This is a genomic window from Clostridium paraputrificum (assembly GCF_900447045.1).
Classification (GTDB): domain Bacteria; phylum Bacillota; class Clostridia; order Clostridiales; family Clostridiaceae; genus Clostridium; species Clostridium paraputrificum.
The window spans coordinates 332,114-346,313 of sequence record NZ_UAWH01000005.1 but is presented as its reverse complement, the minus strand read 5'-3'; the positions used below and the strand labels follow the sequence as shown (position 1 = coordinate 346,313).

Here is a 14,200-nt window from a genome sequence, read left to right as displayed (position 1 = left end):
TGATACTAATTAACCTTAGAAACAAAAAGTATAATGTACTCTTTGGCAACTGGCTGACGTAGTTATTAACCTTAGTCCCTATAGCTTTGCGTCTTTAGGTTTCCCTAAATTTGCCTATTAAATTTTAATTACAAATGAATATTATCATTATTTTTAAAAAAACTCAATAAATTTTAACATTTTTCTTACTAATGAATATCTCCTTTTTAATTAACTAATCCTAATAAATATAAATCATTATCATAGGATGTGTTTGCATATGAAAAAATATCTAAAAATATTTTCTACTATTCTTTTAACACTAATCTACTTCATTGAACCTATTTACCATAAATTTAATCCCTATATACAAACCTTTAACCACTCTATTATAGATAATTCTGGTTCTTATATTAAAAATTCAATTATACCAAAAAAACTTTATATTATTTCTGAAAATGATATGACTAAGGCAGAACAAACAATGATTACTACCCTTCAAGGAATAGTTTCTTCTAAATCCAATGAACAAATTTATATACTTAGTGATTCTGAGCCTGATTACAAACTATGGCTTGAGGATTTAAAGAAAAACTACAATGTTAAATACAAAGTAATAAAAGATCCTTGGAAGTTATTAAAAACTTTTAAATCATATGTAAATGGGTATATTTTATATACAACTTTCAATCCGCCCTCTATAAATAACGCCTGCTCCCTTGCTTCATTAAAAAATTCCCTTGCTATTGATGAATCTCTAGAAGAGAAGGTAAAAGAACAAGGCTTAACAAAGTTAGTTAAAGATTGTAGAGATACAGATAAATATTGGGCATTCAATACCCTTTGGAATTCAGGATTAAATCATTCTACAGTTATAGAAATATCTCCAGATAAACCCATGGCCTTAAGAGATTATGCTATAACATCAAAATCACTAGTTTTTTATGAGGATAATGTAAATGACTTCTCATTTAGAGAGTCAATTTTTAAATCCATGGATGATAATGGTCACTGTTTAGGTTGGGGACCTGATGAACATACTAACGTAACCATAGCTTCTAAGTATGGAATAGATGTGACTGCTGCTGATTGGTCTTATAATCTTTCTGTACTAAGCTCTTATCCTTCTGTCCCACGAAAACAAAAGCAAGAGAGTAACTTTAAAGGGGAAGATGGAGTTCATTATGTTACATTTATTATGTCTGATGGTGATAATCAGCAATGGATGCTTGGAAGCAATTATAGTTCAAAAAATTGGTTTGGTTCCCCCTATAGAGGAGATTTCAATTTAGGTTGGTCTATAAATAAATCACTTTACTACTTAGCACCAACAGTTTTCCATAAGTACTATGAGAGTGCAGGTTCTTCTAAATACTTTGATAACTTTGTAAACTCACCATCTGGTAACGGATATATGTATCCTAGCAAATTTCCTATAAACAAATTAGATAGTTATACTAATAAACTAAGTGAATATATGAAAAAGGTAGATCAAAATTATGTTCTTATATTAGATGATGAAGCTTTATATAAAACAAATATCTGGGATAAATACACCTGCCATGATAATATCCATGGGCTTTTATATCTTAACTATTATAAAAATAATAGCTATGAAGGTAAGATACTATGGTCTAATAATAAACCCATAGTTTCCTGTCGAGATTTACTTTGGCGGGGATTAGAAAGTGAAACTAACCTTATTGATAATATTAATAAAAGAATTAAATTAGGCTACACAGACATAAAAAACCCTAACTCCTACTCCTTTGTTTACGTTCATGTATGGAGTAATACTATGGATAACGTTAATAATGTGGTTAATAAATTAAATCAAAATCCAAAAGTTAGTGTAGTAACTCCAAATACTTTTATGAAACTTATTAATGAAAATGTAAAACCCAACTCATAATTATGTTCAGTCCTCTATTGAGGATAACCTAAATAAGCAAAATAAAAGGAAAGAAATCGCAAATGAATTTCTTTCCTTAATTATTTCTAATAAGTTTATCCTAATAACCTATCAAGAAAATATATATAAATTATTATTAGAGGCTTAATTACTATCTATGCTTTATTCTCACATCCACATACTCTTATTTTTTCTTTTACAAAAGCTTTGACTTCTTCCATTCCAGCCTTATTATATTTTTTAGGGTCTATTGTATCAGGTTTTTCTGCAAGATATTTATTAACTCCATTTGTAAAAGCTATTCTAAGTTCTGTTGCATAATTAACCTTACAAATTCCTCTTCTAATAGATTCTTGTACCTTTTCATCTGGAATTCCTGATCCACCATGTAATACAAGTGGAACTGATACAACTTTTCTTATTTCCGATAATCTATCTAAATCTAGGTGAGGTTCACCCTTATACATTCCATGAGCAGTACCAATTGCAACTGCTAGTGAATCAACACCTGTTCTTTCAACAAATTCCTTAGCTTGAAGTGGGTCTGTATATGCATCACCATCACCACCATCTAAGTCATCTTCTTTTCCTCCAACTTTACCAAGCTCAGCTTCAACTGCTATACCTGAAGGCTTGCACATATCTACAACTGATTTAGATATTTCTATGTTACTCTCAAAATCACTATGAGATCCATCTATCATAATGGAAGTATATCCTGATCTATAAGCTTGTGAAGCTAATTCAAAGCTTGATCCATGATCTAGATGCATAACTACTGGCACCTTTGCTTTGCTAGCTGCCACCCTAACATTTGCTAAGAAATAATCAAGTCCCGCATACTTTACTGTAGATGGAGTAGTTTGCATAATAACTGGAGCATTCATTTCCTCAGCTGCACTAATAACCGCCATTACCATTTCCATATTTTCAACATTAAATGCTCCTATTGCATAATGCCCCTCTTGAGCTTCTTTTAAAATCTTTTTTGTTGTAGTTAATTCCATAATAAATCTCCTTCCAAACCTATAACTTTTTCATCTTTGAAAAAGCAATCATATTAATTACTGCTGAATACACACTATATATCGCAACTAATGCGCTTAAAGCTATAAATATAAAATTAAAATTTTGTTGTATTGCATTTATAACAATAAGAATTCCAAAAAGCACATATGCACATGCCTTCATAACTGCCTTATCTTTTTCTTTACTGTTTATTATTTGATATAACTTAGAAGTCTTATTTTCTTTATTAAAGTTTTTTACTACCTTCAATTTATTAAGAAAGAATCCTCTGAAATATATTTCGCTTAATACTATTGCTCCAATACCTACTAAAAGAGTATTTTCTAATGACTTAAAATAATCTCCCAATAAAACAAGAACAATTACAATTAGCGAATATCTATAATAAATCAGCCTAAATTTTTGTTCACTATTCTTATCTACAAGATAGGCTGTCTTATTAAAAATATTGTAATAAACAGCATTTCCATATCTATCTAAGTAAATATTAGGACCAGCTAAGCTAGATGTGTTCTTTCTCATTACAACATCACCTTTCCAAGACAATATGTTTGATGTACTGAGTAATCATCATTAAGCACTACTAAATCACTATCATACCCAACACCAATTCTGCCCTTATGATTATCTACCCTTAAACACTTTGCAGGATTAATTGTGCATGCATTAATAGCATAATTAAAAGGAACCATAGCATCTTCAACTAATATTCTAAGACCTTCATTCATTCTTAATGTTGAACCTGCTAACCCCTTTGTTTCAACTAAATGAGCACTACCATCTTCATATATTTCAATTTCATTTCCACCAAACATAAATCTAGTACCTGGTTCAAATCCTTTTGCCATTAGAGCATCAGTAACCATAATCCCGTAATCTGGTCCCTTAGCATTAAAGAAATTATATAATGCTGCTACAGTTGAATGATTTCCATCGCAAATTACTTCTCCATACATTCCCTTAACTCTATAGGCTGCTCCAACCAGTCCGTTTTTTCTATGATTAAATGGAGTCATGCCATTATACACATGTGTTTGAGACCTTGCACCATGTGCAAATCCCATTATTGCTTCTTCATATGTAGCTGCTGAATGCCCCATACTAACTACCACTCCATTTTTAAATAAGTACTCAGTTAATTCATGTTCATCATCTACTTCTGGAGCTAAAGTTACATATTTTATTAGTCCTTTTGCCACCTTTTGATAATATTGAAACTCCTTAATTGTAGGCTTAGTAATATACTCCTTGGGCTGAGCTCCCTTATACTCCATATCAAGATATGGTCCCTCAAAATGTATTCCTAATATTTCTGCGCCTTCATACCCCTCTTCTACAACTTTTGCCACATTAGCTAAAGCATTAGTAAGAACTTCTTTGCTTTGAGTTATTGTTGTAGGTAATATTGAAGTCACCCCTTCATTTACTATCTCCTTTGTCCACTTTCTAAGTCCTTGAGCATTAGCATCATTAGTATCAAATCCATAGGCCCCATGGCAATGAATATCTATAAAACCTGGAAGAATTCTTTTATCTCCATAATCAAAAGCTCCAGCTTTTTCATTATAGTTATAAATATCCGTTATTTTATTATCATCAATTTCAATTTGGGCTGGAATAAATTGATCTGCTATCCAAACCCTTTTACTTTGTATTAACATCCTATTCCCTCCTTATCCCACTTTACCTCTATTATACCTAGGTTTATTCATCGAATATTTGCACTTTTTAGCATACATATTATATCTTTCAGTACTTGCATTGTATAAAAAAAACTCTCAACTATAATTAAAATTAATAAAACTATATTCAAAATAAAAAGGGGGATGTATATGAACATTTTCAATATCAATGAAGAAGAAATGAATCAAACTTCTTCAACTAATACATTAAATGAAATTTATCAACAACCTAAAACATGGGAAAAAACATTATCTCAAATTACAGAAAGTAAAGACTCAATAAAAGCTTTTATAGATCAAGTTATTAAATGCGATGACTTCGATGTTATATTAACTGGCGCAGGTACCAGTGAATTTATTGGAAATTCATTGTATCCTTATTTAAATAAGGAACTAAATAATAAAGTAAAATCTTATGGAACAACTGACATAGTTGCATCTCCAGAAAATTATTTATCAAAAAACAAACCAACTTTATTAATAAGCTTTGGTCGTTCAGGCAATTCACCAGAGTCTATAGGTGCAGTACAAGCTGCTAGTGCCGTTTGCAAAAATCTTTATAATTTATTTATTACTTGTAATAAAAATGGTGCCTTATCGAAAATAGCAGAAGAGTTAGATAATTGCTATGCAATAAATCTTACTGATGAAACACATGATCAATCTTTTGCTATGACATCAAGTTTTTCTAATATGTATTTAGCTGCATATCTTTGTTTTAATCTTGACAAATTAAACGAAAAAACAAAAGTAATAAATGATATATGTTCATCTGTTGAAAAATTCTTAAATAATGGATATGACGTAGCTAAAAGAATAATAGATGAATACAATTTTGAAAGAATAGTTTACTTAGGAAGCAATACCTTAAAGGGAATATCTCAAGAATCATCATTAAAGATGCTTGAATTAACTGCTGGAAAAACAGTTTCAGTATTCGATACTCCGTTAGGCTTTAGACATGGACCAAAATCTATAATAAATGATTCCACATTAACAGTTGTATATGTAAGTGATGATAAACATACTTATAAATATGAATTAGATTTAATAAAAGAAATAAGTAATCAAAGAAAGAATAATCAGTTAGTTATAATCGCTAACAATCCTTCTGATGAATTAGCCTTCTTAGCTGATTACATAATTCCTTACAATATTAAATCTCATGTAAATAATGTTGAATTAGGATTAGCTTATATTACATTTGCTCAAACATTAGCAGTATTAAAATCTTTATCTATTGGGTTAACTCCAGACAATCCTTGTCCATCAGGAGAAGTAAATCGTGTAGTTAAAGGTGTTACTTTATATCCATATACTTGCATTTAGTATATGGATATAATCTAAAGTATAATTTAGTATAGGAGAGGATTACTATGGTAGGATTAATAATTAGTGGTCATGGAAATTTTGCATCTGGTCTTCGTACATCATTAAAATTAATAGCTGGAGAGACTTCCAACATTGAATATGTTGATTTTATAGAAACAGATTCAACTGAAAGTTTAATGGACAAGTATCTTAATGCTTTAAAAAATTTAGATAACTGTGATAGCATTCTAGCTCTTAGTGATTTGGCTGGAGGTTCACCATTTAAAACTTTAGTTGAACTAAAAACAAAAATAGAAAAGCCAATGGAGGTAATAGGTGGGACAAACCTACCTATGGCTCTTGAAATTTCTATGACAAAAGATATTATAGATGACTTATCTTCTTTATCTGAAACAGCTCTAGAAGTTGGTAAATCTGGGGTTGTTAAATTTGAGTTTATAGTTCATGAAGATATTGATTGTGAAGGTGGGATTTAGTAATGATAAACTGGGAAGTTGTTGCTTGGACCTGTATAACTATTGCTGTATTAGCTGGTATTGCTGCTCTAATACTATTCTTTATATCAGCAAAAAATGTAAAGAAAAGACGTTTAGAACTTAATGATCTACATGTAGATTTAAAGCCTGGAATGAAGGTAATGTTCTGTGGTGGGGTTTATGGAAAATTAGTTAGGGTAGGAAAAGAAACTGTTGAAGTTGAGGTTGCTAAAAATGTAATAATAACAGTATCTAGATATGCAATTCAAGGTACTATATAAAAAATCGACGGCTGTAAAGCCGTCGATTTTTTAGCGTTTTCTAGCTTTTGCAAATGTATGCAATCAAGAAAACAGATGTAATTTTATTTTTTTATTCTAGAGGTATAAATAACCTTATATACTATTTAAACACTGTTTGTGCATATTCACTAGGACTCATTTCATAATGTTGTGTAAAAGCCCTAGAAAAATAATGTATCGAATTAAACCCTAGCATAAATGCTATTTCACTAATAGTATATTTATTTTCTTTTATTAATTGTTTACTCTTTGATAATTTTAAATCATTAATATATTTTTTAGGAGATGTATCTAAATTATTTTTGAACAAAGTTTGCAGTGATGATCTTGATACTGAAAACTTGCTACAAAGTTCCTCTACTGTGATTGGCTCACAAACCATCTTGTTAATATAATCTACTATTCCTTCTAATAATTCATCCTGAAAATGCTGCTGCACTTCAGTAGGTAGCTTGGACTGTTCTTCTCCTAAATAATCATATTGAAATAACCTAATAATTATCTCATGAAAATTACTTAAAATTAAATTCTCTGAATATGGTATGGTAGATGATATATTTTTTGAAAAAACTCTTATAGCTTTGTAAAGTTCCTTTCTACAATGAAAAACTTTATTACAAATTAGGCTATCATCTTCGCATTCCATATTAAACATAACAGTTAAATAGGAACATGATGAATCACTATTTACTGTTTGTGTATGAAATTGGTTCTTACCATAAATTATTAAATCATAGGGATTCAAAGTATAATCCACATTATCAATTGATGTATCTAATATACCATTATCAACAAATGTAAGCTCATATACATTATGACTCTCACCCTTAAACTTATAATTGGGGCTCTTAATAGTATAATAATAAGCTATAATTTCAGGAATATTTATTGTTGATAAAATCCTATTATATACATATGGTGGATTTAAAAACTCAATATTAAGATTATAGTTAGAATGTATTACTAAGTTAAATGTAGTTTGCTCTGTTAAAGGAATTATGTTAAAAAACATATTTGCTTTTATTTCTAAATTTCTATGAATTGCAAAAAGCTTAAATTCCCCATTACTTGAATCACTTATTAATATTGATGCAATTCCCTCTATCACTTCAATATATACTGGTTCAGAAAAATTATATAAGCTAGAAATCACCCTATCACTTGTCACAATCTTTTTTCGTATTAAGTCATCACTTTGTACGTTTTTAGTCTCATCATAAATAGAACCGTACTTTCTAAATTGAGGACTTGATGTTTTATTATACATAATAAATCACCTCTCTATTAAATATATCTACAATATCCTTTAATAAATTCCCATACTTCCCCAACATAAGTTTTAAATTTTCTTACCAGTGTATTCCTAAAAACTACAAACTTAATATTTTCTTCAACTATCTATTCTTATGTTAACACACTCCATTTTATTACAAAATATAATTTTATTAAATTTCTATATACTTTTATAAGATTATACTTCCAAACTTTATATTTGTAAACGTTACTAAAAAAAATAAAATATATACCAAAAAGTGTAAAGATTCCTTTTAATCTTTCTCCTATAATTATTATCAAAGAGTAGATAACTTTTTACAAACTAATTAATGGAGGTGAAAATATGCCAAATATTATTTTAACAAGAATCGATAACAGATTAATTCACGGACAAGTTGCAACACAATGGTGTGGCTCTATTGGAGCAAATTTAATTTTAGTAGCCAATGATGTTGTAGCTGGGGACAAGCTTAGACAAGGGTTAATGGATATGGCTGCTCCAGCCTATGCTGCAACTCGTTACTGGACACTAGAAAAAACAATAAGCACAATCCATAAAGCTAGTGCTAAACAACTTATTTTTATTGTATGTGAAACTCCTTCTGATGTTCTAACTTTAGTTGAAGGCGGAGTTCCAATAAAAAAGGTTAACATTGGTAATATGCATATGTCTCAAGGAAAGAGACAAGTTGCAGGATCTGTTGCTGTAGATGACAAAGACGTAGAAGCATTTAGAAAATTAAAAGAATTAGGAGTAGAACTTGAAATTAGAAGAGTTCCTACTGAAAACTCAGAAAATATCGAAAAGATATTTAAATAAATTTTAGAAAGGAGAATGTCATATGGATTTTAATGTTGTACAAATTCTTCTGGTTGCATTATTTGCTTTTATAGCAGGTATTGACCAATTCAACTTCTTGGAATCATTATATCAACCAATTGTATCTGGTGCTGTTATCGGTGCAATACTTGGAGATTTACAAACAGGACTTATTGTAGGTGGTACTTATCAATTAATGACAATAGGTAACATGCCAGTTGGAGGTGCTCAACCACCAAATGCAGTTATCGGAGGAATAATGGCTGTTATATTTGCCATTTCATCTAAGTTAGAACCAGCTGCCGCTGTTGGACTAGCTGTTCCATTCTCTTTAATAGGACAATATTGTGTTACTTTCGTATTCACATTAATGTCACCATTAATGTCAAAAGCAGATAAATATGCTGAAAACGCTGATACAAAGGGAATTGAAAAATTAAACTACGGTGCAATGGCTGCTTTAGGATTATTCTTTGCTGTTGTAGTTGTAGCTGGTTTATTAGGCGGTAGTGCATTAGGTACTACATTATCAAACTTATCAGATAAATACTCTTGGTTCATGGATGGACTTAGTGCTGCTGGTGGAATGATGCGTTACGTTGGATTTGCTATTCTTTTACGTATCATGTTATCTAAAGACCTATGGGGAATTTACTTTGGTGGATTTGCACTTGCAACCATCATAGGTAGCATAGAATCATTATCTGGTTCAGCATTATTACTAATCGCATTTATCGGTATAGCTGTAGCTATCTATGACTTCCAAACTAATGTAAAAATTAAATCTACTGCTGGTGAAATATCTGTAAGAGGAGGCGATGACGAAGATGGAATCTAATAACACATTATATAAAGATTTGACTCCTGCTCCAAAGCTTGATAAGAAAACGCTTAATAAGATGGTTTGGCGTTCATTATTCTTGCAAGCTTCATTCAACTACGAAAGAATGCAAGCTGCTGGATGGTTATATGGTATATTACCTGGATTAGAGAAAATCCATACTAATAAAGATGACCTTTCTAAGTCAATGACACATAATTTAGATTTCTTTAATACTCACCCATTCTTAGTTACTTTCGTTATGGGTATTATATTATCATTAGAGCAACAAAAGGCTGATACAGCTACTATTCGTGCTGTCCGTGTTGCTGCAATGGGACCTTTAGGTGGTATTGGAGATGCTATCTTCTGGTATACACTAGTTCCAATTACAGCTGGTATTACTGCTAATATGGCAATAGGTGGATCTTTAGCTGGTCCTATACTATTCTTATTAATATTTAACGTAGTTCAATTTATAGCCAGATATTGGTTAATGCATTGGTCTTACAACTTAGGCTCTAAGGCAATTGATATATTAACTAAGAACGCTAAAGAATTTACTCGTTCTGCTTCTATGTTAGGTGTATTTATAGTTGGTGCTTTAACTTCTAACTATGGTGCTACATCATTAGCAATAGAAATAGCAAATGGTGATAAACCAATCGTTATCCAAAGTATATTAGATGGTGTATTACCAAAAATAATTCCATTAGGATTAACACTAATGCTATACTACTTAATTAAAAAGAGAAAATGGAGCCCTGTTGCTTGTATAGGTCTTCTACTTTTAATTGGTATCATTGGAGGATTCTTCGGAATATTCGCTGTTTAATACAAACAATTTAGATTTAAAAAGGAAGTTGTAAATAATACAACTTCCTTTTGATTTAAATAATATATTACTAAAATTCAAGTCATATTCTGAAATATACCTAGAAGATTTAATAAGCCATATCCTAATTGTGGATTAGGATAAATATCACCTGGTCTTTTTGATGCCCCTCTAATTATATAGGTTTTTATAGTCTGCGAATATATATATGGATCATTTCCCTCTATTATTCCCCATTCTAACAACAATGCACATGCCCCTGCTAACACTGCTGCCGCAACACTACTACCACTTACATATATCTCTTTTCCACCAGGATATAAGGCTAAAGTACTAATACCACCTGCTGCTAAATCTATTCTATCAATATAATCATACTTATTAGCAACCCCTGAAAAATTTACCAAATTATTATTATTTTGATTATAAACCGCTGCTGTTACAATATACTTTGATGATGCAGGATTCATAATTGTTCCATATGGGTCAGAAGGATTAAAAAAAGCTTTAGAATTAATAATTCCACTTTGTAAAAGCCATCCATTGTATATTCCATCAGTTATAAATTGACCAGTTAATCTAAATAACCATATGCCCTTTTTTATATTTTTAAACTTAATACTTATTAATTCATCTCCTGATAACTCTTCTGGAATATAATACTTAACTGCTATAGATGTATTTTCAAAAATAAATGTATAGTAATCTTTAGAATTTATAATTGATGGTGTTATACCAGTATTTTCTCCTGATGGTGAAATAACTTCAATTGTCATTATATTAGGTGAATCTATCCAAAACTCTACTGATAAAAAATCCATATCTTCAACTACATCTAATTGAATTGAACTTTTTTCTCCCGAATATGATAATTTTCCGGACACATGCCCTCTTGCAGAGCCTTCATTTCCAACTCCAGTTACAAATATAACTCCTCTATTCATTGACATATCTTCAATAAACTCTTCTAAAACCCCATTTCCCTTATGATTTCCCGAATTAGTCCCTAATGGTAAATATAATACTAATGGCATTTTTTCATTTTGAGCATGATCATACAAATACTGTATGGCAGTAAATAATGAAGTTATATTATATACAGGTACCTCAGCTTTAAATTTCTTTTCAGCTATTTTATCTTCTGCAAGCTTTACAACTGCTAAATTACACTCAGGAACCACTCCCTTTAGTCTATGTTTACTACCTCTTGCAGCAATAATACTACTCATAGAAGTACCATGTCCAACTTCGTCTCTACTTGGTACTATTTCATAAGGGTCGCCACCTTTTCTCCATAAATTAATTGCTTCATTTATTTTATCAGAAAAATAAACAGTTCCACCTGGAATTCTAGTATCTTCTTTCTCTGACTTAACAGTTTGATCCCAAATACAATGCAATCTTGTTTTTCCGTATTCATCCATAAAATCTTCAGATAAATAATCTATACCTGTATCTATAATCCCTACTAATACCCCTTTTCCAGTTAAGCTTAAAGTTTGAGAAATTTGAAACGAACGTATTTGAGCAGCATCAATAGGAGATATACTTTGTAATGTATAAAATTCAGGCTCTTTTATATAAACAATTGAATCAAATTTTATTTTTTCTAAATTACTACTTTCATCAAAATTACTACTTTTATCTGACTTAAAAGATAATATTGCATATTTATCGTTTATAACAGTTACATAATAATCTGGATTTTTAGAAACCTCTTCAACTATATTACCCTGATACTGAACTACAATATTTAAGTAAGTCTCAGTATCAAAAACCTTTTTAGGTGTATTATATATATTTCCTATCTTAATCACCTCTTAACTCATGGTAGTCTTATAAATAGACTTCCTATATAAAATTCTTTTTCTCCATTACTGCTTCTATTACCAGTGCTTGTATACACGCCACTAATAAATTGAAATGTTCCCAATAAGTTTAACTTTCCAAATCCAATTTCCCTGCTTGGATACTCAATATTTAAACTTCTATCTGCACCGTACATCAAATATGTTCTTACTTTAGTTGAATACATCGTCTTATCATTCCCCTCTATAATTCCCCATTGGAGCAATAATGCACAAACTCCACTAGTTAAAGCAGTTGCTGCTGAACTTCCAGACAATGTTGACTTTTTCCCATCAACTGATGTTGTTCTAATATTTATACCTGGTGCAGTAATATCAGGATTAACTAGATTATTACTATTAAATCCCCTTCCAGAATCAGATACAAAAGTATCGTTTATACTATTATAAAAACTAGGTGTAACTACTTTTCTTGCTGTAGAAGGAATAGTTAATGTAGTATATGGATCTGGAGTCAAAAATATTGTCCCTTGAGGTAACATTTCTTTTGGGGGTAACCAAATATCTATTCTTCCATCAATAACATATTCACCTTTAAATTGTAACTTCCATAGTCCTGCTTTTATACTATTAAAATACATTATAACTAATTGATGTCCCGTGAAACGCTCTGGTGCAAAGTGGTATACTTCTAATGTTGTATTAGTAAAAATGAATTTCACCTGCTCCTTTTTACCAATCTTAGGCTGTATAAATCTTGAGGCTTCTCCTGTTGGCGAAATTATATTAACCGATGCCTTATTGGGTCTTTTAACCCAAGCACCTATAGATAGAGTTTTAATCTCTTTAGGAATCTTTAGTTCAAATTCCTTAGTATCACCTACACTTGCTAAATTAGCAGATACATGGGTGCTTGATGCCCCTTCATTTCCAACTCCAGCTACAACTACTATTCCTCTTATATTCCCAATTGAAGTTATATATCTAGATAATAAATTATTTCCATCATGTGACCCTTCTGTTGTTCCTAATGGTATACAAATCACCATAGGTTTTTTTGACTTTATTGAATAATTCTTTAGATATTCTATTCCTGCTAATATTTCAGATTCATTATAGATTGGCTTATATTCAACTCCATTTTCTATTAACATTTTTCTATAATATAAAGATTCAAAAAGCTTTACTACTACATACTCACAATCAGGTGCTATTCCTTCTACTTCTTCGTCATATCCCCTAGCACCTATTATACTAGCGACCTTTGTTCCGTGACCAACCTCATCTTTAGTTGGGACTATACTATATGGATCTCCACCACTTTTAAAAAGATTAATGGCATTATTTATATCCTCTTCTGAGAATACTCTTCCTATAAACACATCTTTACTAGATGAACCTTGAATACTTTGATCCCATATACTTAATATTCTTGTTCTTCCGTCTTCCCTAATAAATTCATTATTTAAGTAATCTATTCCAGTATCAACTATGCCTACTAAAACTCCACCACCTCTTAGTGCCAAATAAGGATTTTTCTTAATTTCCACAACTCCTTCTATATCATTAGGAGCCATCTCTTGTAGTACATATGGGGCCCTTATCTCTATAAAGATAATTGATGGTACATCCTTTTTTAACCGTTCTATATTTTCATAAGCAGTAGATACTACACCTAGGTTTTTTGTAATTTCATCTCCACAGGCATAATCAACTCTATCAATCTCCTCCTTAAAATTTCCTCTATACTCAACTATGAAATCAGGTGAATCTTCGCTAAAATAGTTCCAACAGCTTCTTTTCTTCTCTTTCATAATGACATCCCTTTTTATTACTTTAATATATATTTAATAATATGATTATTATAGGAAAACTATTTATATATGCATCTTAATTGCATATTTTCCAAATAAATAAGAATGAACCTAAA

At 30.6% G+C, this 14,200-nt stretch carries 13 protein-coding genes and 1 riboswitch; of the genes, 7 read left to right on the top strand and 6 right to left on the bottom strand.

The window, feature by feature from the left end:
- Window positions 1-41: 41 nt before the first annotated feature.
- Window positions 42-125, bottom strand: a riboswitch (cyclic di-GMP riboswitch).
- A 134-nt stretch (window positions 126-259) separates the two neighbouring features.
- Window positions 260-1,891, top strand: coding sequence for a GxGYxYP domain-containing protein (locus DR024_RS01700; RefSeq protein ID WP_055183543.1), 1,632 nt, complete (start codon window positions 260-262; stop codon window positions 1,889-1,891).
- 155 nt (window positions 1,892-2,046) lie between these two features.
- Here DR024_RS01700 and gatY read toward each other — a convergent pair whose 3' ends face one another.
- Genes gatY through nagA form a run of 3 tightly spaced genes read right to left on the bottom strand, consistent with a single transcriptional unit; the run spans window position 2,047 to window position 4,581 of the window.
- Window positions 2,047-2,898: a tagatose-bisphosphate aldolase subunit GatY gene (gene gatY / locus DR024_RS01695; RefSeq protein ID WP_055183544.1), complete on the bottom strand. Its 852-nt coding sequence runs from the start codon at window positions 2,896-2,898 to the stop codon at window positions 2,047-2,049.
- A 19-nt stretch (window positions 2,899-2,917) separates the two neighbouring features.
- Window positions 2,918-3,442 carry a hypothetical protein gene (locus DR024_RS01690; RefSeq protein ID WP_055183545.1) on the bottom strand — a complete coding sequence of 175 codons (525 nt, stop codon included), beginning with the start codon at window positions 3,440-3,442 and terminating at the stop codon, window positions 2,918-2,920.
- Window positions 3,442-4,581: an N-acetylglucosamine-6-phosphate deacetylase gene (gene nagA / locus DR024_RS01685; protein ID WP_055183546.1), complete on the bottom strand. Its 1,140-nt coding sequence runs from the start codon at window positions 4,579-4,581 to the stop codon at window positions 3,442-3,444. Before nagA ends, DR024_RS01690 begins: the two co-directional genes overlap by 1 nt.
- A 171-nt stretch (window positions 4,582-4,752) precedes the next feature.
- On the opposite strand from nagA, the gene DR024_RS01680 reads away from it, so the two are divergent.
- The 3 genes from DR024_RS01680 to yajC are packed head-to-tail and all read left to right on the top strand — an operon-like array spanning window position 4,753 to window position 6,691.
- Window positions 4,753-5,931 carry an SIS domain-containing protein gene (locus DR024_RS01680; RefSeq protein WP_111918080.1) on the top strand — a complete coding sequence of 393 codons (1,179 nt, stop codon included), beginning with the start codon at window positions 4,753-4,755 and terminating at the stop codon, window positions 5,929-5,931.
- A 47-nt stretch (window positions 5,932-5,978) separates the two neighbouring features.
- On the top strand, window positions 5,979-6,410 hold the full coding sequence (gene agaF, locus DR024_RS01675; protein ID WP_055183547.1) for a PTS galactosamine/N-acetylgalactosamine transporter subunit IIA: 432 nt from the start codon (window positions 5,979-5,981) through the stop codon (window positions 6,408-6,410).
- 2 nt (window positions 6,411-6,412) lie between these two features.
- Window positions 6,413-6,691, top strand: a complete 279-nt coding sequence (gene yajC / locus DR024_RS01670) for a preprotein translocase subunit YajC (RefSeq protein ID WP_055183548.1) — start codon at window positions 6,413-6,415, stop codon at window positions 6,689-6,691.
- Window positions 6,692-6,812: 121 nt separating this feature from the next.
- On the opposite strand, the gene DR024_RS01665 is transcribed toward yajC, so the two are convergent.
- Window positions 6,813-7,979, bottom strand: a complete 1,167-nt coding sequence (locus tag DR024_RS01665; RefSeq protein WP_055183549.1) for a helix-turn-helix transcriptional regulator — start codon at window positions 7,977-7,979, stop codon at window positions 6,813-6,815.
- 351 nt (window positions 7,980-8,330) lie between these two features.
- Between DR024_RS01665 and agaV the strand changes: the two genes are divergently transcribed.
- Genes agaV through DR024_RS01650 form a run of 3 tightly spaced genes read left to right on the top strand, consistent with a single transcriptional unit; the run spans window position 8,331 to window position 10,462 of the window.
- Window positions 8,331-8,807: a PTS N-acetylgalactosamine transporter subunit IIB gene (gene agaV, locus DR024_RS01660; protein WP_055183550.1), complete on the top strand. Its 477-nt coding sequence runs from the start codon at window positions 8,331-8,333 to the stop codon at window positions 8,805-8,807.
- Window positions 8,808-8,829: 22 nt separating this feature from the next.
- Window positions 8,830-9,645, top strand: a complete 816-nt coding sequence (locus DR024_RS01655; protein WP_055183551.1) for a PTS mannose/fructose/sorbose/N-acetylgalactosamine transporter subunit IIC — start codon at window positions 8,830-8,832, stop codon at window positions 9,643-9,645.
- Window positions 9,635-10,462 (top strand): PTS system mannose/fructose/sorbose family transporter subunit IID, encoded by an 828-nt coding sequence (locus tag DR024_RS01650; RefSeq protein WP_081663508.1) that lies wholly within the window; start codon window positions 9,635-9,637, stop codon window positions 10,460-10,462. Before DR024_RS01655 ends, DR024_RS01650 begins: the two co-directional genes overlap by 11 nt.
- A 77-nt stretch (window positions 10,463-10,539) precedes the next feature.
- On the opposite strand, the gene DR024_RS01645 is transcribed toward DR024_RS01650, so the two are convergent.
- Entirely contained in the window at window positions 10,540-12,279 is a 1,740-nt protein-coding gene (locus DR024_RS01645; RefSeq protein WP_242858070.1) for a S8 family peptidase, read from the bottom strand.
- A gap of 8 nt (window positions 12,280-12,287) precedes the next feature.
- Window positions 12,288-14,084 carry a S8 family peptidase gene (locus DR024_RS01640; RefSeq protein ID WP_055253255.1) on the bottom strand — a complete coding sequence of 599 codons (1,797 nt, stop codon included), beginning with the start codon at window positions 14,082-14,084 and terminating at the stop codon, window positions 12,288-12,290.
- Window positions 14,085-14,200 lie beyond the last annotated feature (116 nt).

Excerpts from the sequence above, each read along its gene's own strand:
- DR024_RS01640 (WP_055253255.1), bottom strand. The coding sequence starts at position 14,084 with ATGAAAGAGAAGAAAAGAAGCTGTTGGAACTATTTTAGCGAAGATTCA.
- DR024_RS01680 (WP_111918080.1), top strand. The coding sequence starts at position 4,753 with ATGAACATTTTCAATATCAATGAAGAAGAAATGAATCAAACTTCTTCA.
- DR024_RS01665 (WP_055183549.1), bottom strand. The coding sequence starts at position 7,979 with ATGTATAATAAAACATCAAGTCCTCAATTTAGAAAGTACGGTTCTATT.
- agaF (WP_055183547.1), top strand. The coding sequence starts at position 5,979 with ATGGTAGGATTAATAATTAGTGGTCATGGAAATTTTGCATCTGGTCTT.
- DR024_RS01690 (WP_055183545.1), bottom strand. The coding sequence starts at position 3,442 with ATGAGAAAGAACACATCTAGCTTAGCTGGTCCTAATATTTACTTAGAT.
- DR024_RS01655 (WP_055183551.1), top strand. The coding sequence starts at position 8,830 with ATGGATTTTAATGTTGTACAAATTCTTCTGGTTGCATTATTTGCTTTT.
- nagA (WP_055183546.1), bottom strand. The coding sequence starts at position 4,581 with ATGTTAATACAAAGTAAAAGGGTTTGGATAGCAGATCAATTTATTCCA.
- agaV (WP_055183550.1), top strand. The coding sequence starts at position 8,331 with ATGCCAAATATTATTTTAACAAGAATCGATAACAGATTAATTCACGGA.
- DR024_RS01700 (WP_055183543.1), top strand. The coding sequence starts at position 260 with ATGAAAAAATATCTAAAAATATTTTCTACTATTCTTTTAACACTAATC.
- yajC (WP_055183548.1), top strand. The coding sequence starts at position 6,413 with ATGATAAACTGGGAAGTTGTTGCTTGGACCTGTATAACTATTGCTGTA.
- DR024_RS01650 (WP_081663508.1), top strand. The coding sequence starts at position 9,635 with ATGGAATCTAATAACACATTATATAAAGATTTGACTCCTGCTCCAAAG.
- gatY (WP_055183544.1), bottom strand. The coding sequence starts at position 2,898 with ATGGAATTAACTACAACAAAAAAGATTTTAAAAGAAGCTCAAGAGGGG.